23 protein-coding genes and 1 tRNA gene are annotated in these 24,117 nt (G+C 69.4%); 7 read left to right on the top strand and 17 right to left on the bottom strand.

Features of this window, described 5'->3' with window-relative positions; genetic code table 11:
• From QMK34_RS10545 to QMK34_RS10510, 8 genes are all read right to left on the bottom strand, one after another.
• Positions 1–1,020 (bottom strand): protein kinase domain-containing protein, encoded by a 1,020-nt coding sequence (locus QMK34_RS10545; RefSeq protein WP_326413538.1) that lies wholly within the window; start codon positions 1,018–1,020, stop codon positions 1–3.
• Positions 1,007–2,047 (bottom strand): protein phosphatase 2C domain-containing protein, encoded by a 1,041-nt coding sequence (locus QMK34_RS10540; RefSeq protein ID WP_326413537.1) that lies wholly within the window; start codon positions 2,045–2,047, stop codon positions 1,007–1,009. The genes QMK34_RS10545 and QMK34_RS10540 overlap by 14 nt, the downstream gene beginning before the upstream one ends.
• Before the next feature lie 15 nt (positions 2,048–2,062).
• The gene (locus QMK34_RS10535) at positions 2,063–3,052 is read right to left on the bottom strand and encodes a hypothetical protein (RefSeq protein ID WP_326413536.1); all 990 of its coding nucleotides are present in this window, start codon (positions 3,050–3,052) and stop codon (positions 2,063–2,065) included.
• A gap of 11 nt (positions 3,053–3,063) precedes the next feature.
• Positions 3,064–5,232, bottom strand: a complete 2,169-nt coding sequence (locus QMK34_RS10530) for a hypothetical protein (RefSeq protein ID WP_326413535.1) — start codon at positions 5,230–5,232, stop codon at positions 3,064–3,066.
• Positions 5,233–5,242: 10 nt separating this feature from the next.
• Positions 5,243–5,950, bottom strand: coding sequence for a hypothetical protein (locus QMK34_RS10525; RefSeq protein ID WP_326413534.1), 708 nt, complete (start codon positions 5,948–5,950; stop codon positions 5,243–5,245).
• A gap of 273 nt (positions 5,951–6,223) precedes the next feature.
• On the bottom strand, positions 6,224–6,412 hold the full coding sequence (locus QMK34_RS10520) for a hypothetical protein (RefSeq protein WP_326413533.1): 189 nt from the start codon (positions 6,410–6,412) through the stop codon (positions 6,224–6,226).
• 30 nt (positions 6,413–6,442) lie between these two features.
• Entirely contained in the window at positions 6,443–7,147 is a 705-nt protein-coding gene (locus QMK34_RS10515; protein ID WP_326413532.1) for a Crp/Fnr family transcriptional regulator, read from the bottom strand.
• Entirely contained in the window at positions 7,144–8,109 is a 966-nt protein-coding gene (locus QMK34_RS10510) for a hypothetical protein (RefSeq protein ID WP_326413531.1), read from the bottom strand. The genes QMK34_RS10515 and QMK34_RS10510 overlap by 4 nt, the downstream gene beginning before the upstream one ends.
• Before the next feature lie 345 nt (positions 8,110–8,454).
• Between QMK34_RS10510 and QMK34_RS10505 the strand changes: the two genes are divergently transcribed.
• Positions 8,455–9,279, top strand: a complete 825-nt coding sequence (locus tag QMK34_RS10505) for an HARBI1 family protein (RefSeq protein ID WP_326413530.1) — start codon at positions 8,455–8,457, stop codon at positions 9,277–9,279.
• A 68-nt stretch (positions 9,280–9,347) separates the two neighbouring features.
• Here QMK34_RS10505 and QMK34_RS10500 read toward each other — a convergent pair whose 3' ends face one another.
• Entirely contained in the window at positions 9,348–10,298 is a 951-nt protein-coding gene (locus QMK34_RS10500; RefSeq protein WP_326413529.1) for an Ldh family oxidoreductase, read from the bottom strand.
• Between the two features lie 124 nt (positions 10,299–10,422).
• Between QMK34_RS10500 and QMK34_RS10495 the strand changes: the two genes are divergently transcribed.
• The gene (locus QMK34_RS10495) at positions 10,423–10,701 is read left to right on the top strand and encodes a DUF2277 domain-containing protein (RefSeq protein ID WP_326413527.1); all 279 of its coding nucleotides are present in this window, start codon (positions 10,423–10,425) and stop codon (positions 10,699–10,701) included.
• 145 nt (positions 10,702–10,846) lie between these two features.
• Here QMK34_RS10495 and QMK34_RS10490 read toward each other — a convergent pair.
• Positions 10,847–10,931, bottom strand: a tRNA-Ser gene (locus QMK34_RS10490).
• Positions 10,932–10,950: 19 nt separating this feature from the next.
• Complete coding sequence (locus QMK34_RS10485) at positions 10,951–11,415, bottom strand: MarR family winged helix-turn-helix transcriptional regulator (RefSeq protein ID WP_326413525.1); 465 nt, start codon at positions 11,413–11,415, stop codon at positions 10,951–10,953.
• Positions 11,416–11,965: 550 nt separating this feature from the next.
• Between QMK34_RS10485 and ypfJ the strand changes: the two genes are divergently transcribed.
• Positions 11,966–12,904 carry a KPN_02809 family neutral zinc metallopeptidase gene (gene ypfJ, locus QMK34_RS10480; RefSeq protein WP_326413524.1) on the top strand — a complete coding sequence of 313 codons (939 nt, stop codon included), beginning with the start codon at positions 11,966–11,968 and terminating at the stop codon, positions 12,902–12,904.
• Between the two features lie 67 nt (positions 12,905–12,971).
• On the opposite strand, the gene QMK34_RS10475 is transcribed toward ypfJ, so the two are convergent.
• The gene (locus QMK34_RS10475; RefSeq protein WP_326413523.1) at positions 12,972–14,528 is read right to left on the bottom strand and encodes a M28 family metallopeptidase; all 1,557 of its coding nucleotides are present in this window, start codon (positions 14,526–14,528) and stop codon (positions 12,972–12,974) included.
• A gap of 82 nt (positions 14,529–14,610) precedes the next feature.
• Between QMK34_RS10475 and QMK34_RS10470 the strand changes: the two genes are divergently transcribed.
• Positions 14,611–15,588, top strand: coding sequence for an NAD(P)H-quinone oxidoreductase (locus tag QMK34_RS10470; RefSeq protein WP_326413521.1), 978 nt, complete (start codon positions 14,611–14,613; stop codon positions 15,586–15,588).
• Positions 15,589–15,652: 64 nt separating this feature from the next.
• Here the strand turns inward: QMK34_RS10470 and QMK34_RS10465 are convergent, their stop codons facing one another.
• Positions 15,653–16,852, bottom strand: coding sequence for a cysteine desulfurase-like protein (locus QMK34_RS10465; RefSeq protein ID WP_326413520.1), 1,200 nt, complete (start codon positions 16,850–16,852; stop codon positions 15,653–15,655).
• A gap of 135 nt (positions 16,853–16,987) precedes the next feature.
• Between QMK34_RS10465 and QMK34_RS10460 the strand changes: the two genes are divergently transcribed.
• On the top strand, positions 16,988–17,587 hold the full coding sequence (locus QMK34_RS10460) for a bacterial proteasome activator family protein (protein ID WP_326413519.1): 600 nt from the start codon (positions 16,988–16,990) through the stop codon (positions 17,585–17,587).
• Positions 17,588–17,642: 55 nt separating this feature from the next.
• Here the strand turns inward: QMK34_RS10460 and QMK34_RS10455 are convergent, their stop codons facing one another.
• From QMK34_RS10455 to QMK34_RS10445, 3 genes are all read right to left on the bottom strand, one after another.
• Complete coding sequence (locus tag QMK34_RS10455) at positions 17,643–18,827, bottom strand: epoxide hydrolase family protein (protein ID WP_326413518.1); 1,185 nt, start codon at positions 18,825–18,827, stop codon at positions 17,643–17,645.
• Positions 18,828–19,179: 352 nt separating this feature from the next.
• Positions 19,180–20,142: a spore coat protein gene (locus QMK34_RS10450; RefSeq protein WP_326413517.1), complete on the bottom strand. Its 963-nt coding sequence runs from the start codon at positions 20,140–20,142 to the stop codon at positions 19,180–19,182.
• The gene (locus QMK34_RS10445) at positions 20,139–20,885 is read right to left on the bottom strand and encodes a cytidylyltransferase domain-containing protein (RefSeq protein WP_326413516.1); all 747 of its coding nucleotides are present in this window, start codon (positions 20,883–20,885) and stop codon (positions 20,139–20,141) included. The genes QMK34_RS10450 and QMK34_RS10445 overlap by 4 nt, the downstream gene beginning before the upstream one ends.
• 40 nt (positions 20,886–20,925) lie before the next feature.
• On the opposite strand from QMK34_RS10445, the gene pseB reads away from it, so the two are divergent.
• On the top strand, positions 20,926–21,909 hold the full coding sequence (gene pseB, locus QMK34_RS10440) for a UDP-N-acetylglucosamine 4,6-dehydratase (inverting) (protein WP_326413515.1): 984 nt from the start codon (positions 20,926–20,928) through the stop codon (positions 21,907–21,909).
• Positions 21,902–23,041, top strand: a complete 1,140-nt coding sequence (locus QMK34_RS10435) for a DegT/DnrJ/EryC1/StrS family aminotransferase (protein ID WP_326413514.1) — start codon at positions 21,902–21,904, stop codon at positions 23,039–23,041. Before pseB ends, QMK34_RS10435 begins: the two co-directional genes overlap by 8 nt.
• Here QMK34_RS10435 and pseI read toward each other — a convergent pair.
• Positions 23,038–24,093, bottom strand: coding sequence for a pseudaminic acid synthase (gene pseI, locus QMK34_RS10430; protein ID WP_326413513.1), 1,056 nt, complete (start codon positions 24,091–24,093; stop codon positions 23,038–23,040). The two genes, QMK34_RS10435 and pseI, sit on opposite strands and share 4 nt — an antisense overlap.
• Positions 24,094–24,117 lie beyond the last annotated feature (24 nt).

The following is a 24,117-nucleotide window of genomic DNA, read 5'->3' as shown; positions in this document are numbered from 1 at the left end:
TCAGCGTCGGTCGTCGAGATTGATCCGGAGCCGCGATCGGCGTCCGGGCGGCAGCGGCAGCGGAGCGGGGGTCACCGGCCGGGCGGTACCGCCACCGGTCAGGCTGCCCCTCAGCCGCGCGGCGGGCGGGATCACCAGCTCCACTGTGGACTCTTCGGCGAGCACGGTCAGTGCCTCGCTCGCCTTCGGCCGGTGCGCCGGGTTCACCGCGAGCATCGCCCGGATGAGCGCCGCCACCGGTCGGCTCAGCCGCCGGTCGAGCAGGATCGACGCCCCGGCGCCGATCGCTTCGGCCGCCGAGTGGTGCGTGCGGTCGAACCCCGGCAGCACGCCCGTGAGATAGCCGTGCGTCATCAGCCCGAACGCGAACATGTCCGCCGCGACGGTCAATTCGCCGGGCGGTGCCCGCTCCAGCAGGTACCGCACGAGTTCCGGGGCGGCGTAAAAGAGATCGCCGCCGATCAGGTCGGGCGAGGGCGGGCGCCCGGACACGTACGCGTCGTCGAAGTCGATCAGCTTCGCGGTGTACAGGTCGCTGCCGGACGGCCGGTGCAGCAGGACGTTCTGCGGTTTGAGGTCGCCGTGCACGATGTCGAGGCGGTGCAACAGTGCCAGGCTGTGTCCGAGCGTGCCCAGCAGCACCACCTTCTGCCGGGCGGAAAGCTCCTGCGGCGCGGGCGGTACAACCGGGTGAAGCCGGGCGGTCACCTTGTAGTACTTCGTGCCTTCGCAGAAGAAGTCGGTCGCGGTGACCAGGTTCCCCGCCTCGCGATCGGTGGGATCGATGCGGTTGATCACCGACCAGTGCCGCTCTTCGAACTCCTCGCAGTGCGCCAGCCGCAGCCGTTTCGAGTTCTCGTCGCCCATCCCACCGGGACGAGGCCGTTTCGGGTCGAGAAACTCCTTGATGAAGTACTCGCGCCCGTCACGGACGGCGAACGCCCAGACGCATTTGCCCGCGTTGTCGTTGGTGGGCTTGGTGACGATGTCGTAGCCGTGCAGTACGTCACCCTGCTTCATCCCGTGCTCCCTCCGCGGCAGGCATCCGCCGCTCGTATCCGGTCCGATAGCTCGACCACGAACTCCCGCGCGCGGCCAGGAACCCGCCGCGATCACCGGCCGCCGCGTCGCGCACCGGCTCCCAGTGTTCGGCGGTGAGCGAGCGGAGCCGCTCGGCGAAGGTGGCCCGCAGATGCTCGAAGTCCCGGAAACCCATGGCCACCAAGGCGAGTGACGCGTCGTCGGCGGTGTAGGAGCTGACGGCGTCGATCAGGTTCGACGCCCATTGCTCGGCGTCGACGGCGGTGTGCAGCGCGTGCAGCAGGACGTGCTCGAAGTCCGCCGGGGTGAGCACGTAACCGAAGAACCCGTCCGTCGCGCACAGCAGCACACACGGCGCCGCTGTCTCGCCGGGTACACAGTGGACGGTGAACTCCCGGTCGGCCGCCACCAGATTGGTCATCGGGGGATCGTCCGTGAGCAGGGTGAGCGCGTCGGCGGACTCGGTGTCGTCCACGGTGAGCTGCTGCAATCCGGCGTGCTCGCCGAGCAGGTAGCAGCGGGAATCCCCGGCCCACAACACGTTCCAGCTCACCACCTCACCCTCCCTGGCGTAGTCGACGGCCGCGAGCGTCGTGGGCAGCAGGCGTCGCATGCTGCCGCTGATCTTGCTGACGGACCCGACCGCCATCGCGCCCAGCCGCTCCCGAAGCACCCGCTTGAGCCCGGCCGGACCGGCGTCGGCCGGATCCTTCAGGCCCAGCACGTACCACTCCTCGGTCGCGGCTCTCGCCGTGCGCGAGCCGACCCACGCGCCGGTGCGTTCCTGTCCGCCCGGCGTCCGGCCCGCGGCCGCCGAACCGGCTCCGCCCGCGCCGTCGAACACGGCGATCAGACCGGAGTCTCCGGCCAGTTTGTGCACCAGCAACGGCTCCGCGTCCTCACCCCGGCCCGGTTTCTTCTCGGTCCACACGCCCAGCACCACCAGACCCGGCTCCCCCTGCTGCCACAGCGCGCACCCCTGGCGCCGCACCCCAACGATCTGCATCGGTTCGTTTCCCTCCTACTGGTCCGGATCCCTGCGCTTACCGGTGCCGCGGAGCCTGCTCACCGGTGGGTCCTTCTCGTTCTGGCCGTTCTCCTCCGGCGGCGCCACACTGTCCTTTTCGGACGTTTTCGAGGACGTGCCCGCGAGCGACCCGGCGATCCGCGACTGCCGCAGCGAACCGCGTTTGGGCCGCCCCTCGGCTGACTCACCGAGCAGGTGCGACATCAGCCGTCGCCGTTCGTCACGGGTGTCGAACGGCTCGGCCGCCTTGTCCCCGCTCAACGCGCCTATGGCACGCAACAGTTGTTCCGCTTCTCGTGCCTTGTTGGCTTCCTCGAACTCCAGCAACTCGGACGGGTCACCGCCGTGCGTCGCCAGCCATTGCGCGCGCAGCGCGTCCCGGCCGCCGCTGACGACCTCGCTCATCGGCGCGCGCCGCATGCGGTCCATCCGGATCTCCCGGCTGGTGTCGTGGAACTCGGCACTGCTGCGCGCCGCGCCGCCACCTGCCTCCAGCTCGACGAGATAGCCGCCGAGCTGGACCGCGGAGTCGCCGGTGAAGGTTTCCAGCTGCGCGTTGAGCGCGGCCTCGGCGTCGTTGGACTCGCCGATGTCGTAGCTCCGGGAAACCGCGCGCATCATCTTGGCCATCGGCAGCCGCACGAACGCGGTGATGTCCCGGACCCCGCGCGTGGCGATGATCGCCGGATTGTGCACCCGGCAGGTGAAACTCACCGAAGCGGTGAACTGGAACGCCGGATCCGCGCTGGGCAGCCGTTCCTCCAGGCGAAGCCCATACCGGCCGAGGTCGACCACGTACGCCCGTTTGTAATGGCCCAGCCGCGCCTCCGGCACGCGCTGACCGGCCTCGATCACCAGCGGTGGCCCCTCGTCGGGCTCGAGCACCAGGCAGGTGCCCAGTGGCGGCGGCGCCACCGGCTTGAACACGCGGATCCGGCGCAGGGGAACGATCTCCCGGATCGGGTCGTAGGTCACGTTGCTCACAGACACTCCGTTCAGGCCACTGTGGACAGTTCGTCGAGGATGTCCGCCGCCGAGGCCGAAGGCTTTTCCTCGTCCTCGGCCCATTGTTCGAGGTAGTACTCGAGTCGTTCGGAATCGCGTTCGCCCCGGTCCGCGACGGACGCGGCCAGCTCCAGCACCCACCGGTAGGCCGACGCGTCGTCCTCGGCGAGGCGCAGCCACTCGCGCAGCGCGTCCAGCGCGAGCGGCCTTGACTGCTCGTTCTCCAGCGCCCGCGCCCAGAGTTCGGCGAGGTCGGCCAGGTGCTCGGCGACGTTGGCCAGCAGCATCGGCAGGCCGGGCGTGCGCACCGGCACCACGGTCGTGGCCGGTTCGTCTTCGTCGACCGGGAACCGCGCGGCGAAGGCGAACGCGATCAGGCCCTGTGCCACCCGGTCTTCGTTGTCCTCGTCGCCGGTCCAGTCGAGCAGGGTGGCGAGGACGGTGCCCAGCGCGCCCGCGTTCACCAGTTGCTGCGCGCCCAGCGCGACGGCCGTGAGCCACCGCCACTGCTCGTCACCGGCGAGCCCGCGCAGGACGTCGAGTGCGGCCTCCGGGTCGGCGAGGCCGAGCGGCCCGCCCACGACGAGCCCGGCCGTCTCGGCGAGCCGGGGGTGCGCCGAGCCACGAGAGGGGTCCGACCAGGCGCGCAGCCGCTGCCACACCGACGCGGAGTGCTCGGGGAACGACCCGATCACGCCCAGCGCGAGCGCGGCGCTCTGCCGCTCGGCCAGCACCCCGCTCCTGCCCCACGGCAGCAGGTAACGGTGCAGTGCGTGCGTCAGATCGGCGGCCGCGATGATGCCGACGGCGGTGCCCGCGCGGGCCCGCACCTCGACGTCGGCGTGCCCGGCGAGCTTGCGAAGCCAGGTGAGCAGCTTCGGCCGCCTGTTGTCGAACTCGTACCAGACGTAGCTCAGCACGGCGGGCTGCAGCCGGGGGTTGCGGAACCGCACGACCTCGGCGGCCACCTCGCCAGGACCAGCCACGAGCTCGACCCAGGGATGGACGGCGGCGAGGTCGCGCCGGAAGCGCAGCGGGCCCTGCGTCGGATCGTCCGACAGCTGGAACCGGAGCTGGGTCGCGGCGTCGGACAGCGTCAGGTAGGTGCTGCCACCCAGCACCGCCACGGCGAAGGCGAAAGCGACCTGCTCGAGGCTTTCGTGCGTCTCGAACCACTCTTTGACCTGCGACGCGGGGTCGTCGAGCTCGGCCAGCGCCGCGCCGAGGTCCCCGCCGTCGCGCAGGGTCGCCACCACGACCTCGGCGACCCGGACGGCGAACCACGGCTGCGGCCGCCCGTCGAGCAGGCCGCGCACGTCCGCTTCGCCGAGCCGGTCGGCGACTTCGGCGGCGTCGAAGAGACCCGACTTCGCCACCCGCTCCTTGACGATCTCCAGCGGATCCGGCCCGGCGAGGTTTTCCAGCACGAATTCCGCACGGCGCGGCGCGTTCTCCAGCTCGCCGCGCAGCTTGCCGGTGAGCACCACCAGGTAGCTCCCGGCGTCGGTGAGCAGCCGGCTCGCGCCGCTCAGCCAGCCCTCGCTGAGCAGGTCGAACGCGGCCTCGTCCGGTTTGATCACGAACCCCGCGTGCTGGTGCGGGACGGCCCAGGTGGGATCGCCGAGCACCTCCTGGGCAGGCAGTTCGTACAGGTCCGGGCCGTCGCCGGACGCGCGCCTGAGCAGTTCGAGCGCGGCGGTGTACTGGCCGATCCCCGGCGGCGCGGCGAGCACGACGACCCGGTGTTTCGCGAGCATCCGCAGCGCGCGGGGGAATCCGGGCGGTTCGACGAACGCCTGGGTGTGGCCGACGACGTACGCGCTGGCGATCGCGATCGGGGTCACCCCACGCCGGGCACGGGCGGCGCCACCGTTGTCGATGGTGAAGTCGCGGCCGACGTCGACCCGGCCGGTGAACAGGGTGACGTTCAGCGCGCCACCGGCGCCCGGCGCGTCGCGCAGGCGGCCCAGCAGCTCGGTGATGATCTCCAGCGATCGGTTCGCGTCGGCGCGCCCGGCGTCGTCGTCCTTCAGCTCGCGCAGGCTTTCGGTCTTGCTGCGGACGCCGTCGTCCGCGGCCGGGTGGTGCGCGTCGACATCCGCGGCCGGGGCCGGTGGCGGCACGGCGTCGGGTTTCTCGCCGCTTTCTTCGGGAGCCATGGTGAGTCCGTTAGTTGTTGATGACGAAGTCGCGGTGGGTGGTGACCGGCCCCGAGAAATGGTTGGTCGCCGCGCTGGGGGTGGTCTTCTCGGGTGACGGGCCCGGCGCTTCGGGGGCGTCGGGCGCCCGGTCGTAGCCGGGTATCCGCACCCACGCGGCTCCGCGAGGCCGCAGGCGGGCGACGTCGACCTGGCCGTAACCGGCGGCGGCGGTCCAGCTCGGGTGCTGCCGGATCACCTCGTCGTAGAACCGGTCCGAAGCGATGACGGCACACTGCGCCCGGGGGACGGCCTTGAACCGCTGCTTCAGTTCGGGGGCGTCGAGCAGCCGGAAAGTCGAGGTCAGCGCGTCGCCACCCCACCCGTGCTCGTCACGGTCGACGTCACCGGCGTGCAGGGCGATCCGCAACCGCAGCCATGCCGAAAGCGCGTTGGCCTGGTTGTGCGCGGCCAGCGCGGCGACCAGCTCGTCGAGGAAGGTGGTGGCGAGCCCGAGCTTGGGCACCGCCGGGTCGAGCAGCACCATCACCCCGTCACCGCGGTCTTCCTGCGTCCGGGCCTCCGCTCCGATCCCCGCGCGGGCGAAGGCCGTGCCGAGGACGTCGTACAGGGCTTCGCGCGCCTTCATCAGGTCCGGGTTGAGCAGCTCGCTGGAGCTTTCGACATCCACGAGCACGAAGGACCGGTACACCGGAACCAGCGGACTGCCGTCGTTCATGGGGACCAACTTTCGACTCCATCTGCCGAGGTGTGCTTGCAACTCGCGGCTAGTTTCAAAGGAAGCCGGAGTTCGCACAAGGACAGAAAGTGGACAGTTGTAACCGCTTGAAGGCATTACTGACAAAACCCGGACAGTTGGCTGACCGGTCGGCGTGGTGCCGACCGGCCGGCGCAGTCAGCCGAACAGGACGCTCAACAGAAAGAACAAGTGATGCGGCTCCATGGAACACCTCCCCTCACGCCGTGAATCGACTTGCCGGACGGCGGGGGATCAGTGGAAACAAATGCCGGTCAGCAGGCCGATGAACAAGGCGACACCAATCAGCTTGGCCAATACGGTAGGACCACACATCACCTTCATGCTGATTCCCCTCACTGGAAAGTCCGGTTCGAAATCGAATTTCGAAAACCGCTCGATGCGATAAACACAAAGGTATGGTGACGCCACGAAAGCTTCCACATCAGATGACGTGCAACGCGGAATCTTCGCTCAGGAAGCGCCTTCAGCCAGCAGCCGGAGCGTGGCGACGTCGACGGTGATCCGGCCGCGGGTGGTGGTGAGCGCACCGGCTTGCCGGAGATCTTCGAGCACCCTGGTCACCGAGACGAGCGCGGCGGGCACCGTGTCCGCGAGCTGCTGCTGGGTGAGCCGGAGGGAAACACTGCCCCGCACGGCCTGCCCGCGGCCCGCCTCGGCCGTCGCGATCAGGCAGAGAATGGTGCGGCGGCGGACGTCGAGGCGATACTGCTGGCGATGGTCGTCGCTGTCACGCAGGCGCGCGACCGCCGCACGCAGCACGAGCCAGGTGATCCCGGGGCGGGCGCGGCACAGTTCGCCGAAGCGTGCGCCGGGCAGGACCAGCGCGGTGACCGGCTCGACCGCGCGCACGGTGGCCGAGACCGGCGCGAGGTCAACGGCGGCCATCTCCCCGATCAGCTGCCCCGGCCAGCGCCTGGCCAGCACGGTGCGGATGCCGTCGGCGTCGCCGCGGAAGACCTCGACGGCTCCGCTGCAGAGCAGCAGAACGGCCGCGAAAGCCTGGCCCTGGTGGACGAGTTCGGCGTCGCGGGCGAAGGAACGCAGCGTCCCGGCGCGGGCCATCGCCCGCCTGTCCTCCTGGGGCAGCGAAGCCCAGAACGTGTCCGGTTCCGCGCCGGACACCGGGTCGCGCCAAGGCGGCCCGGCAGCGCTCACGCCCCGGCCCACTGCACCCCGTAGCCGAATCCCGGCTTGAGGCCCTGGAAGCTCACGTGGAGTTCGCCCGCGCTGTCGGGCAGGAGCCTTTCGCCGTCGGGCTCCCCTTCGTCGAGCCCGCGGTGGAAGACGCCCTCGACCCGCCAGATCCCTTGCGGCTGAACGTCCGTGCCGAACCGGATGCGCAGGTCGAACAGGTCACAGCGGCGCGGCGAGGTGTAGACGTAGTGCTCGCGCATCGGCTGGTCCGGCGGGATCCGGAACAGGATCCCGTACTCGTGCCGCTCACCGGCCTTGAGCGCGTGCGGGAGCCGCAGGACGTAGTCGAACCGGCTCTCGCCGACCCGCCGCCCCGGCGTCAGGGTGCCGCCGTAGAGCACTTCCGCGACCAGCTCGTGGACCTGCTCGCCGCCGTTCCGGTCGCGCGGCAGACTGACCGACACGATGATGCGGTCGATGCCGTCCCGCTCGGCCACGATGCGACGGCGTTCGAACGCCTCCGGCGCCGCCCTGTCGAGGACCAGCACCGCGGCGAACTCCTCGACCCAGAACTCCTCCTGCCCGGTGCGCGCCACGGGCGCGCGATGGGACAGTAGCTTCGCCCCGGCCTCGGCGAGCTGGCTGATCCCGTCGTCGATCCGGCGCCGCGCCGTGCGCTCGTCGCGGCCGAGCTGCTCGGCGAGCCAGCTGATCCTGGCGTTGAGGAACCGGTGGCGGGCCATCGGGTGCAGCGCGATCGCGGCGATCGCGGCCAGCTTGAGGTCGGCGGGCAGCGAACCGGCGAGTTCGCCGAGCCGCCCGGCGAGCTTGTCCCGGATCTCCGCCGCGTCGTCGTCGGGCCCGATCCCGCACAGTTCGCGCAGGACGGGACCGACCTGTACGACGATCAGCGGCGCGTAGACACCACGGCCTTTGCGCAGGGTCTTCAGTTCGTCGAGCAGGCCGTCGAACTCGGCCCCCATGCGAACCCCCCTCAACACATCCTGGCCAGCCAGAAGCCGATCAAACCAGAGACCGCGTGCCAATAGGTGTTTTTTGCACCGACGGCATAGGCAACGGGAAACAGTCGGCCCCAAGATCACCCGTTCAGCCCATTACCGTCACCTATCAAACAACCCGCGCATCAAGAGGGAAAGACACCATTTCACGGCATTGAGCCCTTCCGCGTAACGGCTGGTCACGTTGAGTAGCGGATGTGGTTGGCGGCTACTGACACGCCAAACTTGGTGTGGTGCAACAGAAAAGCGCAGAACCCCTGTATGAAGGTGGTCCTACCACAGATCAACTTCATAGAGGTTCTGCGCCTGATGAGTATCGCATACACCGCTGTCCTGGAAGTATCCGAGGACAGTGTTCTGTTCCTGTCCGCTCTGCTGCACGCCGAGCGTCAGCGGCGGGGTACCCGCACGGGGCGGCGTGCACTGGGGACCTACAAACAGGCTGTTCTGGTGCTGCGCTGGTTCTTGGACGACACCCGGATGTCGGCTCTGGCCAGGGACAACGGCATCGCGGTGTCCACCGCATACAGCTACCGGGATGAGGGCATCGCGGTGCTCGCCGCACGCAAACCGTCCCTGCGCGGGGCATTGCTGGCGGCGAAGGCGGCCGGTCACTCGCATGTGATCGTGGACGGCACGCTGATCCACACCGACCGGATCTCCACCCCCGGCCCCACCAAGGGCGTGGACCTGTGGTGGTCGGGCAAGCACCACCACCACGGCGGGAACATCCAAGTCGTCTCCGCCCCGGACGGGTGGCCACTATGGACCTCCGACGTGCGACCAGGCCGCGAACACGACACCAGCGCCGCCCGCGACGACCCCGACCTGCTGGCCCGGATCACCGACTGGATCAGCGACGGCACCCACGCCCTGGCCGATCTGGGCTACGAAGGCGAACCCGAAACATTCACCATCCCGTTCAAGAAACCCAAAAACGGCGTACTCACCATCGACCAACAGTCCTACAACGCCCTCCACAGCGCCCTGCGCTGCCTCGGCGAACGCGCCAACTCACTACTCAAAACCACCTACAAAGCCCTACGCCGCAACCGCGGCTGCCCCTGGCGTCTCGGCACCATCGTCGCAGCCGCACTCGTCCTGCTCCACCACGAACACCACCGCACCACATGATCAACAAGATTGATCACACAAAGCCACGGGCAGCTACGCGGAAAGCCCCATTGTGCGAAGCTTGCGGACTACCTTGTGCCCGCCATCGGCTCACGGCCGAGCGCGGCGGCCAGCGCGTTCAACTCACGATGCACCGGCCCGCTCAACGGCACCCCGAGCGCCCGGCACTGCTCGAGCTGCTGGGCCTCGTGCCAGCCCGGATACCGGATCGGCGTGCCGCCTTCCCAGCCGAGCAGGCTGCCGAACAACGCGCTGGCCGCGCGGTAGAAGCCGTCGGCGCTGCGCAGGGTCGTCGGGGCGATGGCCAGCACCAGCAGGCCGGTGTCGTGGTCCTGGTCGGCGACCCCGGACAGCAGCCCGGCCAGCACCTCGACGAGCAGCGCGAACCCGGCGACCGCCGTCTCACCGCCCGCGACGGGCGCGGCGGTGTCCATGTCGAAGACGAACTCGGGATACGCCCCGGCAGGCGCGGCCATGCCCAGCGGGTTCGTCCGGACCCCCGGCTCGCGCGGATCGGCCCCGGCGGCGAGCACCACCCCGATCATGCCGTGCGGCAACGCACGCGCCGCATGGTGCCCGGCGCGGCCGAACGCGCCGACCCCACGCAGCGAGACCATCCCGACCCCGTACCGCCCGGCCCGCACGACCGCGCGGTCCATCGCGTCACCCACCGCCCACAATCCCGGCGCGCGCCGGTAGTCGAGCAGCGCGGCGGCACCCCGGTCGGCGATCGTCAGCGGCTCGGCCCGCGGCCGCACCGATCCGTTGTCCAGCAAAGGAAGGTGAATCCTGGTGAGCTCGGCGACACCGGTCGACGGCGAACCGGTCAGATCGCCGTGGCACAGCGCCTCGGCAGCCATCCTGGCCCGCGTTGGCGGCAGGTCGTTGGCGACGAAAACCTCGGTGACCAGGCCGACCAGCTCATCGGCGGCGACTCGATGCCAGACCTGTTCGGGGATCGGGGAACCCTGCTGCGGGACGTGCTGGGTGCGGGCTTGGGCGGCGCGTCTGAGGGGCACTTCACCCAGACTGCCCAGACCCCGTTTCGCCGTCAACGGGACCGGCCGAGCCCTACCCTGTCGAGTGACGGGTCGTCACGAAATCGGACCCGGAACTGTCGGTGCTGGTCAGTACCCTGGGCTCATGTGCCGAAACATCACCACCCTCCGTGGCCTGGAGCCATCGGCGACCGCGGCGGAGATCGAGGCCGCGGCCCGCCAGTACGTCCGCAAGGTCACCGGCGTCCAGTCCCTCTCGGACGCGACCCGCGACCCGTTCGAGGCGGCGGTCGCCGAGATCACCGTGATCACGACGCGCCTGCTCGCCGAGCTGCCCGAACGGCGTCAGCCGCCGCCCACGGTGCCGCCGCTGCGCCGCCCGGAGGTCCAGGCGCGCATCGCCGCGAAGGCCGCCAAAGCCTGACGGCCCCAGGTCTGCGAGGAGATTTGTCGATTCCGCATCCGAGGTCCAAGGGTTGCCGAATCAGCGGAGAATGCACTGTGCTCGCTCGACGACGCGCTACCCAAGAGGCCTCTGACCCGCGTTTACTCAGGTCAGAAGCCCATTGCGGAAGCGGAGGGATTTGAACCCCCGGTAGGTTGCCCTACGGTCGCTTTCAAGGCGACTGCATTCGACCGCTCTGCCACGCTTCCCTGCCGTGAGCCTAACGGGTCAGGCTTCGAGCTCGGAGAGGTGTTCGAGGACTCGGCCGAAGGCGTCGCCGATCACCTGCTGCTCGCTGGGCGAGAGCAGGTCGATGAGGTGCTCGCGGACGCCGTCGACGTGCGTCGGCGCGGCACGTTCGAGCAGGGCGCGGCCGGTGTCGGTGAGTTCGGCGACGACGCCCCGCTTGTCTTCGGGGTCGCGGCCGCGATGCACGAGCCCGGCGGCTTCGAGCTTGCCGATCTGGTGGGACAGCCTGCTCTTGGTCGAGCCCATCAGGACGGCGAGCTCCGTCATCCTGACGCGGTCGTCGGGATTGATGGACAAGCAGACGAGCACCTCGTAGTCGGCGAGAGACACCTCGTGGCGCTCGGCGAGTTCCCGGTGGAGCCGCTGACGCAGCCGCAGGCTGGCAACGACGTATGAGCGCCAAGCCGCCATCTCCGTCTCGGACAGCCAGCGCACGTCGCTCATTCCACGCAGCGTAGAACGTCGATCTCACGGACGCGCTCTCGACCGGCAGTGTCGCGCGCTGAAAAACACGAGACGAACTTCCCCCGAAGGTGGGTTACGAAAAGGTTGAGACTCGGTGCGGAAAGGCGCATGCTGCTTGTCAGCGGATGGTTGGACCTGTACAGGGCGAGCTGTCAGAAGCCGTCGATCAGGGTCCCCAGCCGGGGAAGGTCAGGTGGTTGCGTGACGGGTGATCCTCGCGGTTGACCGCACGCTGCGTCCCCGCGGCCGGCACGGATTCCTACCGGATCGGTCGTGACTGTGAACAGCACGAGCGCGGGCTTCACTGATGCGCTCGGCAGTATTCTCGCGCATTCGGCGTTGTTCGAGCCTGCTTCGGTTGCGGCCTCGCGACCGCAACGGCAGCGCTGCGCGCCGGCCCGATAGCGGCCAACCGCCGTACAACAGAACGTATCCTCGATAGCCCTGGGTGCGGCTACCTGTGAAGGTGGCCGCACTCAGGCGTGTTCCAACAAGGCCGAGCCGGAGCTTCCCGGTTAGTCTCTGCGGTGTGAGATTCGACGACGACGCGGGCCTGGACACCTCCGAGGTCCAGGACATGCGCGGCAGCGGTGGCGGCGGCGGAGGCGGTGGTCTCGGCGGCCGGGTCGCCCTCGGTGGCGGCGGGCTCGGCGTGGTCGGGCTGGTCATCTACTTCCTGCTCTCCCAGTTCGGCGGCGTGCCGACCGGTGGCAGTGGCGTGAGCGGCGGGCTCGGCCTCGGCGACGTCGGGTCCGGGCAGCAGGTGGACAACGCCTCGCTCTCGCAAGAGTGCAAGACCGGCAAGGACGCGAACAGCAAGCACGACTGCGCGATCGTCGCGACGGTCAACTCCATCCAGGACTTCTGGTCCCAGCAGTTCGCGCGCTCCGGACAGACCTACAGCAAGGCGCCGACGCGGTTCTTCAGCGGCGGCATCCGCACCGGCTGCGGCAGCGCGACCTCCGACGTCGGCCCGTTCTACTGCCCCGCGGACTCCGACGTCTACATCGACCTCTCGTTCTTCAAGGAGCTGCAGACCCGCTTCGGCGCGAAGGGCGGCCCGTTCCCCGAGGCCTACGTCCTGGCGCACGAATACGGCCACCACGTGCAGAACCTCAAGGGCGACTCGCGCAAGGGCGGCGGCAGCGGCCCGACCTCGGGCTCGGTCCGGCTCGAACTGCAGGCGGACTGCTACGCGGGCGTGTGGGCGAACCACGCGTCGACCACGCCGACCGAGACCGGCAAGCCGCTGATCACCGACATCACCAAGGAAGACATCGCCGCCGCGCTGGACACCGCGTCCCGCATCGGCGACGACTACATCCAGACCAAGCTCGGCGGCGGCAGCGTGGACCAGTCCAAGTTCACCCACGGCACGTCCGCCCAGCGCGAGAAGTGGTTCACCGCCGGCTACCAGACCGGCGACCCGGCGCGGTGCGACACCTTCGGGGCGCGCAACCTCGGCTGAGTCCCGGATGTCATGAAAGGGTCTTTCAGGACAAAAATTGCCCTGAAAGACCCTTTCATGACACTACTTACGCGGCGAGCGCGTGCGGGTCGCCCGCCACCACCGCGGCGGCGGAGTTCCGCTGCGGGGCGCGGTCGGCCGCGACCTGCTTCTTGGCCTTGGCGTTGCCCGGCTTCACGCCGTTGACGCTCTCGGTGCTGGTCGCGTAGACGCCCAGCGCCCAGGCGACGCCGTCGGCGTTGCGGTCGAGTGCGACGCGGTCGATGTTGCCAAGGTTGTCGCAGGCCTGGTGGTAGCAGGGGTCGTAGGCGATCCCGGCCTTGCCGCCCCACTTGGTGGCCTGCGCGGCCGTCTTGATGCCCTCGGCGCCGGTGTCCAGGCCGCCCGCCGGGATGCCGACGGCGATGAACCGGCCGTAGTCGGAGCGGCCGGTGAAGTCGGTGCCCTCGGCCGAAACGCCCTTTGTCCCCAGGTAGTCGACGAAGGTCTTCTCGATCTGCGCCGAGCCGTACGGGCCGGGGCCCGCGCCGATCTTGTCGGAGTCGTCGCCGTCGTAGGCGAAGTAGCCGGCGTTCGGCGAGCCGATCATGTCGAAGTTCAGGTACAGCGCGACGTCCAGCTGCTGCTCGAAGCTCAGCGAGTTGACGTAGTAGGTCGAGCCGATGAGGCCGAACTCCTCGGCGCTCCAGAAGCCGAACCGCACCGCGTTGTTCGCCTTCGGGCTGCTGCCGAGCTGCAGCGCGGTCTCCAGCAGGGTCGCGGAGCCGGTGCCGTTGTCGTTGATGCCGGGGCCCGCCGGGACGCTGTCGAGGTGCGCCCCCAGCATCACCACGTTGTCCTTGCGGCCGGTTTTGGTCTCGGCGATGACGTTGTAGCTGGTCCGCGCCTCCTGCAGCGCGCGCAGCTCAAGGGTGATCGAGGCGCCGCCCTTGGTGGTCAGCGCCTGGCCGTCGGCCTGGCTGAGGCCGCCGGTCGGGATCTTCGCGCCCGCCGGGTCGCCGAGCGTTCCGTTGAGCGCGCCCTCGACGTTGTTGTAGATGATCGCGCCGATCGCGCCCGCCGCGGCGGCTGTCTGCTGCTTCTGCCCGAAGCTGCACCCGCCACGCTGCATGAGGACGATCTTGCCGGTGACGGCCGGGTAGTCGGTCGCTTCACAGCCCGAGGTGGCGTCCACCGGGACGACCACGAGCGGCGCGGTGATGCCACCGACCGGCGTCGACGGGGTGTACTCCATCGCGGTGACCGGGACATTCGCGCCGGCGACGGCCAGCTTCTCGGCGAGCGTCTCGTTGTAGGTGAACGGGAACTCCTGCCGGGTGACCTGGTAGCCCGCGGCTTCCAGCTTGGTCGCGATGTACTCCGCGGACTTCTTGTGTCCTTCGGTGCTCGCCGCGCGCGTCCCGCCATTGGTGTCGGCGATGCGCTGGAGCGCGACGAGATGCCGGTTGACGCCGTTGACGTCGACCTTCTTGACCAGCTGCTTGGCGAGGGCGGGGCCGTCGGCCTCACTCTTCGCGGCACTGGCGGCGGGGGTGACACCGACAGTCAGCGCTGCGCACGCGACGAGGGCCACCGATGGGATTAGTCCTGCTTTTAAGGAGGACACTGTTCTAACGAGTGACATGGTTGCTCACCTTTGTGCGTTATGACCGATCCGTCAATGCGGCATTCGGCGCACGATCCGGGCCCCGTCTACAGTCGGACGCATGTACGCGATCACCATCCGTGAGCCCGGCGACCCAGACGTTCTCGAGTGGACCGAGGTCGCGGATCCCGCGCCCGGCCCCGGCGAGGTGCTGCTGGAGGTCGCCGCGAGCGCGGTGAACCGGGCCGACCTGCTCCAACGGCAGGGCCACTACCCGCCGCCCCCCGGCGCGAGCGAGATCCTCGGGCTCGAGTGCTCCGGCACGATCGCGGAGCTCGGCGAGGGCGTCGAGGGCTGGAACGTCGGCGACGAGGTGTGCGCGCTGCTCGCGGGCGGCGGCTACGCGGAGAAGGTCGTCGTCCCGGCCGGGCAGCTGCTGCCCGTACTCGGCGAGGTCGACCTGCTCTCGGCCGCCGGGCTGCCCGAGGTCGCCTGCACGGTGTGGGCCAACGTCGTCATGCACGGCAAGCTCGGCGAGGGCGACACCCTCCTGGTGCACGGCGGCGCCGGCGGCATCGGCACGCACGCGATCCAGGTGGGCAAAGCGCTCGGTGCGACGGTCGCGGTCACGGCGGGTTCGGCGGAGCGGCTGGAAAGCTGCCGCCAGCTCGGCGCGGACATCACGATCAACTACCGCGAGGAGGACTTCGTCGAGATCCTCAAGAAGGAGACCGGCGGCGCGAGCGTCATCCTCGACAACATGGGCGCGAAGTACCTGGAGCGCAACATCGACGCTCTGGCCATGGACGGGCGGCTCATCGTCATCGGCATGCAGGGCGGCGTGAAGGCCGAGCTCAACCTGGGCAAGCTGATGGGCAAGCGCGCCAGCGTGTTCGGCGCGGGCCTGCGCGCGCGGCCGCTGGAGCAGAAGGCCGCGATCGTCACCGACGTCCGCGAGCGGCTGTGGCCGTTCATCAAGGACGGCTCGGTCAAGCCGATCGTCGGCCAGGTGGTGCCGATGGCCGAGGCCGCCGCCGCACACCGCGCGATGGAAGAGGGCACCGTCTTCGGGAAGATCCTGCTGACCGCGAAGTCCTGAGTCTCCAGTGTCATGAAAGGGTCTTTCAGGGCAATTTTTGTCCTGAAAGACCCTTTCATGACACTCAGCGGAGCTCTTCGAGCACCCGCACGAGCTGGTTGATCTCGAAGACGTTGGAGTAGTGCGCGAGTCCGATGCGGACGGCGCCGCCGACCTCGCCGACCCCCAGCGACGCGAAGACGCCGCTTGTGCCGTCGTCGGCGAAGGCGCACAGGCCCTGCGAGGCGAGGTACTCCGCGACCTCGGGTGCCTTCTTGTCCGCGACGGCGAAGGCCAGCGCGGGGATGCGTCGCATGGCGTCACCGATGACCATCACGTGCCGCAGGGAGCGCAGCTCGGTGGACAGCTGGGCGAGCAACCCGGCGTGATACGACTTCGCCGAGCCGAGCGAGGTGACCAGTCGCTCACGGCGCGATCCGCTGGCGGCGTCGTCGAGACCGGCGAGATAGTCGACCGAAGCGACGACTCCGGCGAGCAGCGGGTACGCGTGCGGCCCCAGCTCGAGCCGGGAGGCGCCGCGGGCGGCGGGGTCGAGCGACGCCGAGGGCAGGCGTTCCAGCATCTCGGGGTCGCGGAACACGAGCGCGCCGACGGACGGGCCACCCCAGGCCTGCGCGGACACGACCATCACGTCGGCGCCGAGCGACTGCAGGTCCAGCGGCATGAACGGTGCCGCGTACGTGGCGTCGACGACCACGAGCGCGCCGACCCGCTTCGCGAACTCGACGACTGTCGGTACGTCGGGCCGGGTGCCGACGGAACCCGACGCGAGCGTGATCGCGACGGCCTTGGTGCGCGCCGAGACGAGGTTTTCGTACTGCCAGGCTGGCAGCTCGCAGGTCTCGATGTCGATCTCGCCCCAGCGCACGACCGCGCCGACCCGCTTCGCCGCGCGGCGCCATGGTGCCAGGTTGGCCTGCTCGTCGAGCCGGGAGACGACGACCTCGTCGCCGATGGTCCAGCGCTCGGCCATCGTGTCCACGAGCCTGCGCAGCAGGACGGGCGCGCTGGAACCGAGCACGACGGCGGCCGGGTCGGCCCCGACCAGGTCGGCCACGGCCCTGCGGGCCGCGGTCACGATGCTTTCCGCACGCTGTGAGGCCGGAAACGCTCCGCCCGGCCCCGATACCGGAGCGCGCATCGCCGTGGATACGGCTGAAGCGACCTGTTCAGGTACGAGCATTCCGGCGGCGCCGTCGAAGTGAATCCAGCCATCACCCAGCGCGGGAAACAACCCACGAATACGAGCGACGTCGAACGCCATGGTGGACACCGTACGGACGTGCGGTTTCGCCGCGCACCCGGGGTTGGGTGCGCGAACACACCGCGCGACAATTCCAGCTACGCTCGGAGACAGACCAGGAGTGCGCGCCACGAAGCGCACCGGAAGTAGGCCAGGATGGAGCACATGACCGAGCCGAATTCCCCGGAATCAAGCACAGCCGGTGACATGGGGCGTGAATCTTCACCCCACATGGTGGTCGTGGGGCCGGACGGCGTACCGGTCGGCGGTGCCCGCCTCGGCCAGGGTGACGAGCCCATCGACCTCGGGCAGCACGAGTCGGTCGGTGACCTGGTCGAAGAGCCCGCGAAGGTCATGCGCATCGGCACGATGATCAAGCAGCTGCTCGAAGAGGTCCGCGCCGCACCGCTCGACGACGCCAGCCGCAACCGGGTCCGCGACATCCACCAGACGTCCATCCGCGAGCTCGAGAAGGCGCTCGCGCCGGAGCTGCAGGACGAGCTGGAGCGGCTCGTTCGGCCCTTCACCGAGGACTCCACGCCCAGCGACGCCGAGCTGCGGATCGCGCAGGCCCAGCTGGTCGGCTGGCTGGAGGGCCTCTTCCACGGCATCCAGACGGCGTTGTTCGCCCAGCAGATGGCCGCGCGCGTGCAGCTCGAGCAGATGCGCCGCGGCCTGCCCGCCGGTTCGAGCGGCGGTATGGGCAGCCCCGACATCCAGGGCCCTGGCATCTCGGGCACCGGCCAGTACCTCTGAACTTCGATGTGAGATGAACGGACCGTTCATGGCGTTTCTGCCATAAACGGTCCGTTCATGGCGTTTCTGCCATAAACGGTCCGTTCATGGCGTTGCAAAGGGCGCGGAAGAAGGCCCGGAGGTCGCCGATCAGCAGGGCGGGCTGTTCGAGGCCGGGGAAATGGCCGCCGCGGTCGAAGTTCGTCCAGCGGACGATCGTGTCGGTCCGCTCGACGAGGTGGCGCAGTGGCAGCCCGGTGTCCTTCGGGAAGACGGCGACGCCGGTCGGCACGCTGGAACGCTCCGGCGGCGCGCCCCAAGCGCCGCCGAGCGAGGTGTAGATCCGGGACGAGGAGTTCGCGGTCCCGGTCAGCCAGTAGAGCATGACGTTGGTCAGCAGGTCGTCGCGATCGATGGCGCACCCCGGGTCGCTGTAGGCCTCGAACTTCTCCGCCAGCCAGGCCAGTTGCCCGACGGGTGAGTCGGTGAGGCCGTACGCAAGCGTTTGCGGCCTGGTGGACTGGATCATCGCGTAGCCGAGCCCGTCCTGGTGGAACCGCCGTCCCTTGGCCAGCGAAGCCTCGGCACGCACAAGCTCGTCGCCGTCGAGCCCCGCCAGATCCGCCTCACCGCGCGCGACGGCGCTGGGCAACATCGTCAGGTGGACGCCGCTGAGCCGCTCGGGAAACCGCACCCCGATCTCCCGGGAGATGATCGCGCCCCAGTCACCCCCGTGGATCCCGAAGCCCTCGTAGCCGAGGCGGGTCATGAGCTCCGGCATGGCGTCGGCCACTCGATCGGAGCCCCAGTTCGCCTCGACGGTCGGCCCGGAGAAGGCGAACCCTGGCAACGAGGGCACGACGACATGGAAGGCGACGGCCGGATCGCCACCGTACGAACGCGGATCCGACAGCGGGCCGATGACGTCGAGGAACTCCACGATCGACCCCGGCCAGCCGTGGAGCAGCAGCAGCGGTTTCGCATCGAGCTCGGGCGAGCGCACGTGATAGAAGTGCACGTTCGCGCCGTCGATGGTCGTGGTGAACTGTCCGAACCCGTTGAGCCGCTCCTCGTGAACCCGCCAGTCGTACCGCAGCCGCCAGTAGTCGGCGAGCTCCCGCAGGTACCCGAGCGGCGTGCCCAGACTCCAGCCGACGCCCGGCAACTCGTCCGGCCACCGCGTGTTGTCGAGCCGCTCGGTGAGGTCGTCGAGGTCAGCCTGCCGGATCGCGACGCGGAACGGGGTGATGTCTGTGGTCATGGAGCCACGGTAAGAGAGATAGCGGACAGTTTCGGTCCTCGATCACACCCGGTATCAGCGAGCTCAACCGAGCGGCTCTTCATCCGGACGGTGCCGTCGTTCTGCACCAGCACCTGCTGCGCACCCGACCTTGGCGCTGCGCCGGGCAGAACAGTCACAGGTCGCCATATCTTGATCTTCCTTCCAATTTATCGGATTATCCAATTAAACAAAGTTGACTGGATCAACATCAGCCCACGACAATGCCGGGGACGCACGACCTGTCCAGCCCGGCAGTTCGGCCAGATCCCCAACGGGAAACACGCTGACCACTCCTGCCGTTATTATTGAATAGCGGCCTTGCACGTGAATCTCAAAGTGCGTCTAGCACGCGGTCCGCACCCTGACCGTCCACAAGGGACGAAGACGTCACCGAAAGGGACTTTCGCGCCGACGACGACGTGAGCAGTTCCGCGAGCACCTCGGTCACTTCCGAGCCGAGGGAGGAGGCGTGTCCCAGCCCCGCGGCCAGGCCGAGGTCGAGGGCGCCGCGGTATCCGGCCGCCTGGTTGTCGACGAGCTGGATCATGCCGGTCGGGACACCGAGGCAACACAGCTCCAGCAGGGTCACCCCGGCGGCGCTGAGCGCGAGGTCGGTGTCCACCAGCAGGTCGAGGAGTCCCGTTCCTGGTGGGGACACGCGGATCCGCTGGTTTGCGGCCAGCGAAGGGATCTCTGGCTCGCCGCGGACGAGGACATCAGCCTCGAACGGCAGTCCGGTGTCACGAAGCGCGCGTAGCAGCGTGCTCACTACGCCGACCCACTCGCCACCGCCGCCGAGCACCACGGTCACCCGAAGGGGCTCACCGACAACGCTCGCGACACGACGTTCTCGTGCGCGCAGCACGACGTCGCGAAGGGGCGCGTAAGTGACTCCGCACAGGAGGACACCCGAGCCGTCGTCAGGTCGCGAAGCAGGTGCGAAAGCGCAGTCCGCGACGACGTCGGCGGCACGTCGTCCGAAGGTGCCGTCCTCCACCGAGATCAGCGACGCACCGGCTGCGTTGACCTCTTTTCGCAGTTCACCGAGGCCGTAGTGGTCCACGAGGACCGCGTCGAACCCCGCGGCGAGCTCCCCGAGCACAGGAGGGGCAGGCAATCGAGGGACACCCAGCTCGTCGAAACGAACCGCGAGCCACTCGGCGTTGTCGATGCTGCCGGAGAACGACACCTCCCAGCCTCGCGCGACCGCGCGCTCGGCGTAGGCCACCAGGCGGGAAATATGCCCCGCGCCGATGGTCGGCGAAGCGTCTCCGCGCAGTAGGAGCTTCGTCAACGCGCGACCTTCTTCTGCTCGACATGGGCGTTCAGCGCCGTCAGGTCCGGACGCGCACGGAGCAGCGACACCACTTCGCGCCAGCTCGACACGCGGTCGCCCAGGTCCTCGACGACGCCCTCGATGACCTGCCAGTCCTCGGGGGTGTCCAGCGTGACGCGCAGATCCTCGGCCGCGGGACTGACCACGATCCCGGCGCACGAGTACGTCTCCGGCCTGCTGTAGATCCCCGATGTGACGTGCTCGCGATGCGTGCCGGTCGCGGTCGCGACCTGCTCGGCGAGGACCGCCGTGCGCACCAGTTCCGCGTCGAAACCGCGCGGCAGGGTGCGGACCAGCGTCGTGCTCACGTAGTCGAGGGACGGCTGCGCCCGCCAGAGCGTCGCGAGCTGGCCGATCAACGCCGGGTCGAGCAGCGGGCAGTCAGCGGTGAGGCGGATCACGGCGTCGGCCGGGTGGAGCTCGCAGGCGATCGCGAACCGGGCGAGGACGTCGTCCAACGGGCCGCGGGCCACCAGTGCGCCCAGCCTGGCCGCTTCCTCCGCCACGGCGTCGTCATCCGCGGCGTCCGAGGTGGCCACGACCACCTGATCCACGCCGCGGGCCGCGGCGGCGGCCCGCACGACCCAGCCCAGCACGCTGCGGCCTGCCAGCGGCCGCAGGACCTTGCCGGGCAGTCTCGTCGAGGACAGCCGGGCCTGGATGACGGCGTTGACCACAGGCGTACCACGCATGGGTGACATGATGGCCGACGGCAGTACCACCTATACGCGGAGGTCAACGATGTCCGAGCTGGATGGCTCCAGCATCCTGCTCACCGGCGGGACCGGTTCGTTCGGCAAGGCGTTCGTCTCGTACGCGCTGGCCGAGCTGAACCCGAGCCGGCTGGTCGTGCTCTCCCGCGACGAGCTCAAGCAGTATGAAGCGCGCCAGTTGTTCAACGACGACCCGCGACTGCGCTGGTTCATCGGCGACGTGCGCGACCGGCGGCGGCTCGAGCGCGCGATGCACAACGTGGACTACGTGGTCCACGCCGCCGCGCTCAAGCAGGTCGACACCGGCGAGTACAACCCCTTCGAGTTCGTCCAGACGAACGTGATGGGCTCGCAGAACGTCATCGAGGCCGCGATCGAGACCGGTGTCAAGAAGGTCGTCGCGCTGTCGACCGACAAGGCGTCCAGCCCGATCAACCTCTACGGCGCCACCAAGCTCTGCGCCGACCGGATGTTCATCAGCGCGAACCATTACGCCGCCGCGCACCCGACCCGGTTCTCCGTGGTCCGCTACGGCAACGTGATGGGTTCGCGCGGCAGCGTCATCCCGTTCTTCCGCGCGCTGGCGGAAAAGGGCGAGTCGCTGCCGATCACGCACAAGGACATGACCCGCTTCTGGATCACGCTCCCGCAGGCCGTGCAGTTCGTGGTCGACTCGTTCGACCAGATGAACGGCGGCGAGCTGTACGTGCCGCGCATCCCGAGCATGCGGCTCGTCGACCTGGCGCAGGCGATCGCGCCCGGCAGCGAGATGCATGAGGTCGGCATCCGTCCCGGCGAGAAGCTGCACGAAGAGATGATCGCGCCCGACGACGCCCGGCGGACGCTCCAGCTCGCCGACCGCTACGTCGTCCAGCCGCACATCGCGGGCTGGGGCTACGAGCCGCCGACGGACGGCAAGCCGGTGCCGGACGGGTTCGCCTACCGGTCCGACACCAACGACCTCTGGCTCGACGCGGACGAGCTGCGCAGCCTGGTCGAGCAGTATGGCTGAGTTCCTGCCCTACGGCCGCCAGTCCGTCACCGACGAGGACATCGCCGCGGTCACCGAGGTGCTCCGCGGCGATTGGCTCACCACCGGACCGGCCGTCACCCAGTTCGAGGCCGACCTCGCCGAGCACACCGGCGGCACCCCCGCTGTGGCCGTCACTTCGGGCACGGCCGCCCTGCACGTCGCGTACGCGGCGGCCGGGATCGGCACGGGCGACGAGGTGCTGACGACGCCGATGACGTTCGTCGCGACGGCGTCCACGGCCGCGCTGCTCGGCGCGACGATCGTGTTCGCCGACGTCGACGCGGACACGGCCAACCTGTCACCGGCCGCCGTCGAGGCGGCGATGACCAGCCGGACCAAGGTCGTCGCCGCGGTGGACTACGCGGGTCATCCCGCCGAGCTCGATGAGCTGGCACGGATCGCGCACGCCTCCGGCGCACTGCTGCTCGAGGACGCCGCACACTCGGTCGGCGGCACCTGGCAGGGCAGGCCGGTCGGCTCGATCGCCGACCTGACGACGTTGTCGTTCTTCCCGACGAAGAACCTCACGACGGCTGAGGGCGGCGCGGTCGCCACACCGTCCGAGGAGCTGCTCGCGGGCGCGCGCGGCTTCCGCAACCACGGCCTCGTCCGCGACAAGGCCGCCCAGCGCTTCCCCGACGAAGGCGCTTGGCACCAGGAGGTCCACGAGTTCGGCCTCAACTACCGGCTGCCGGACGTCCTGTGCGCACTGGGCAGCAGCCAGCTGCGCCGCCTCGACGAGTTCAAGAAGCGCCGCGCGCGGATCCACGCTCGCTACAACGAAGCCTTCGCGGACCTCGACGGCGTGCTGACCCCGGTCACCCGTGCGGGGGCCGACCCGGCATGGCACCTGTACCCGCTGCGGGTGCTCGACGGCCGTCGTCGCGCGATGTTCGACAGCCTGCGCGGGATCGGCATCGGCGTCCAGGTCAACTACATCCCGGCCTACTGGCATCCGGTCTTCGCCGACCTCGGCTACCAGCGCGGGATGTGCCCGAACGCCGAGCTGTACTACTCGCAGGAACTCTCGCTGCCGCTGTTCCCATCGCTGACCGACACCGACGTCGAGCGCGTCATCGCTGGGGTGCGCGGGTTCTTCGGAGAGTCCTAGATCAGGTCCCAGGTCAACGCGGTGCCCTTCGTCGCGTCCACGCGGAAGGTCCGCCCGAGCACGGTGGTGATCTCGCCCGGCGCCAGCCCACCGGCCGGGCGGATCGACCGGACGTTTTCCCTGGTCACAACGTCGCCAGCACGGACATCCTCGACGACGTAGAGCGAGCGGCGCAGCCGGAGGCCTTCCTTCTCGCTCTCCCTCGGCCCGATCACCGGCGCACCCAGCGCCTCCCACGCGCGACGGCTTTCGGTCACCAGGGCGGCGAGTTCGGCGGGCTCCAGCGAGAACTCCGAGTCCACGCCGCCATCGGCACGGGCCAGCGTGACGTGCTTCTCGATGGCCACCGCGCCCAGCGCGACGGCGGCCAGCGGCGCGCCGATGCCCGGGGTGTGGTCGGACAGGCCCACGAGCGTCCCGGTCACGCCCGCCAGCACCGGCAGGCCCCGCAGGTTGCTCTCGGACGGTGACGCCGGGTAGCTAGCGGTGCAGCCCAGCACGATGAGCTGGTCGTTCCCGGCGTCTCGGGCGGTGCGCACGGCGGCGTCGATCTCGGCGATGCTGGCCATCCCGGTCGAGATGACCAGCGGCTTGCCGGTCCGCGCGCACAGCTCGACCAGCGGCAGGTCGACGATCTCCGAGGACGCGATCTTGTAGGCTGGCACGTCCAGGGACTCCAGCAGGTCCACCGCCGTGGGGTCGAACGGGCTGGAAAACGCCTCCAGGCCATGCTCACGGGCCCTCGCGAAGATCGGCTCGTGCCACTCCCACGGCGTGTGGGCGCGCTCGTACAGCTTGTAGAGGTTCTGACCGCCCCAGAGCGAATGCGAGTCACCGATCCGGAACGCCGGGGCGTCGACGTCGATGGTGATCGTGTCGGGCCGGTAGGTCTGCAGCTTGACCGCCTGCGCGCCGGCGGCCGCGATGGCGTCGACGATCTCCAGTGCCCGGCCCAGCTCGCCGTTGTGGTTGCCGGACATCTCGGCGATCACGAACGGGGGCCGGTCGGGCCCGATGCGGTGCCCGCCGATGACGACTTCCTGCGTGGACATGGGTGCGCTTCTCCCGGGGTGGGG

The organism is Amycolatopsis sp. H20-H5 (assembly GCF_035828755.1).
Taxonomy (GTDB): Bacteria; Actinomycetota; Actinomycetes; order Mycobacteriales; family Pseudonocardiaceae; genus Amycolatopsis.
This window is presented reverse-complemented; position numbering and strand designations above follow the sequence as displayed.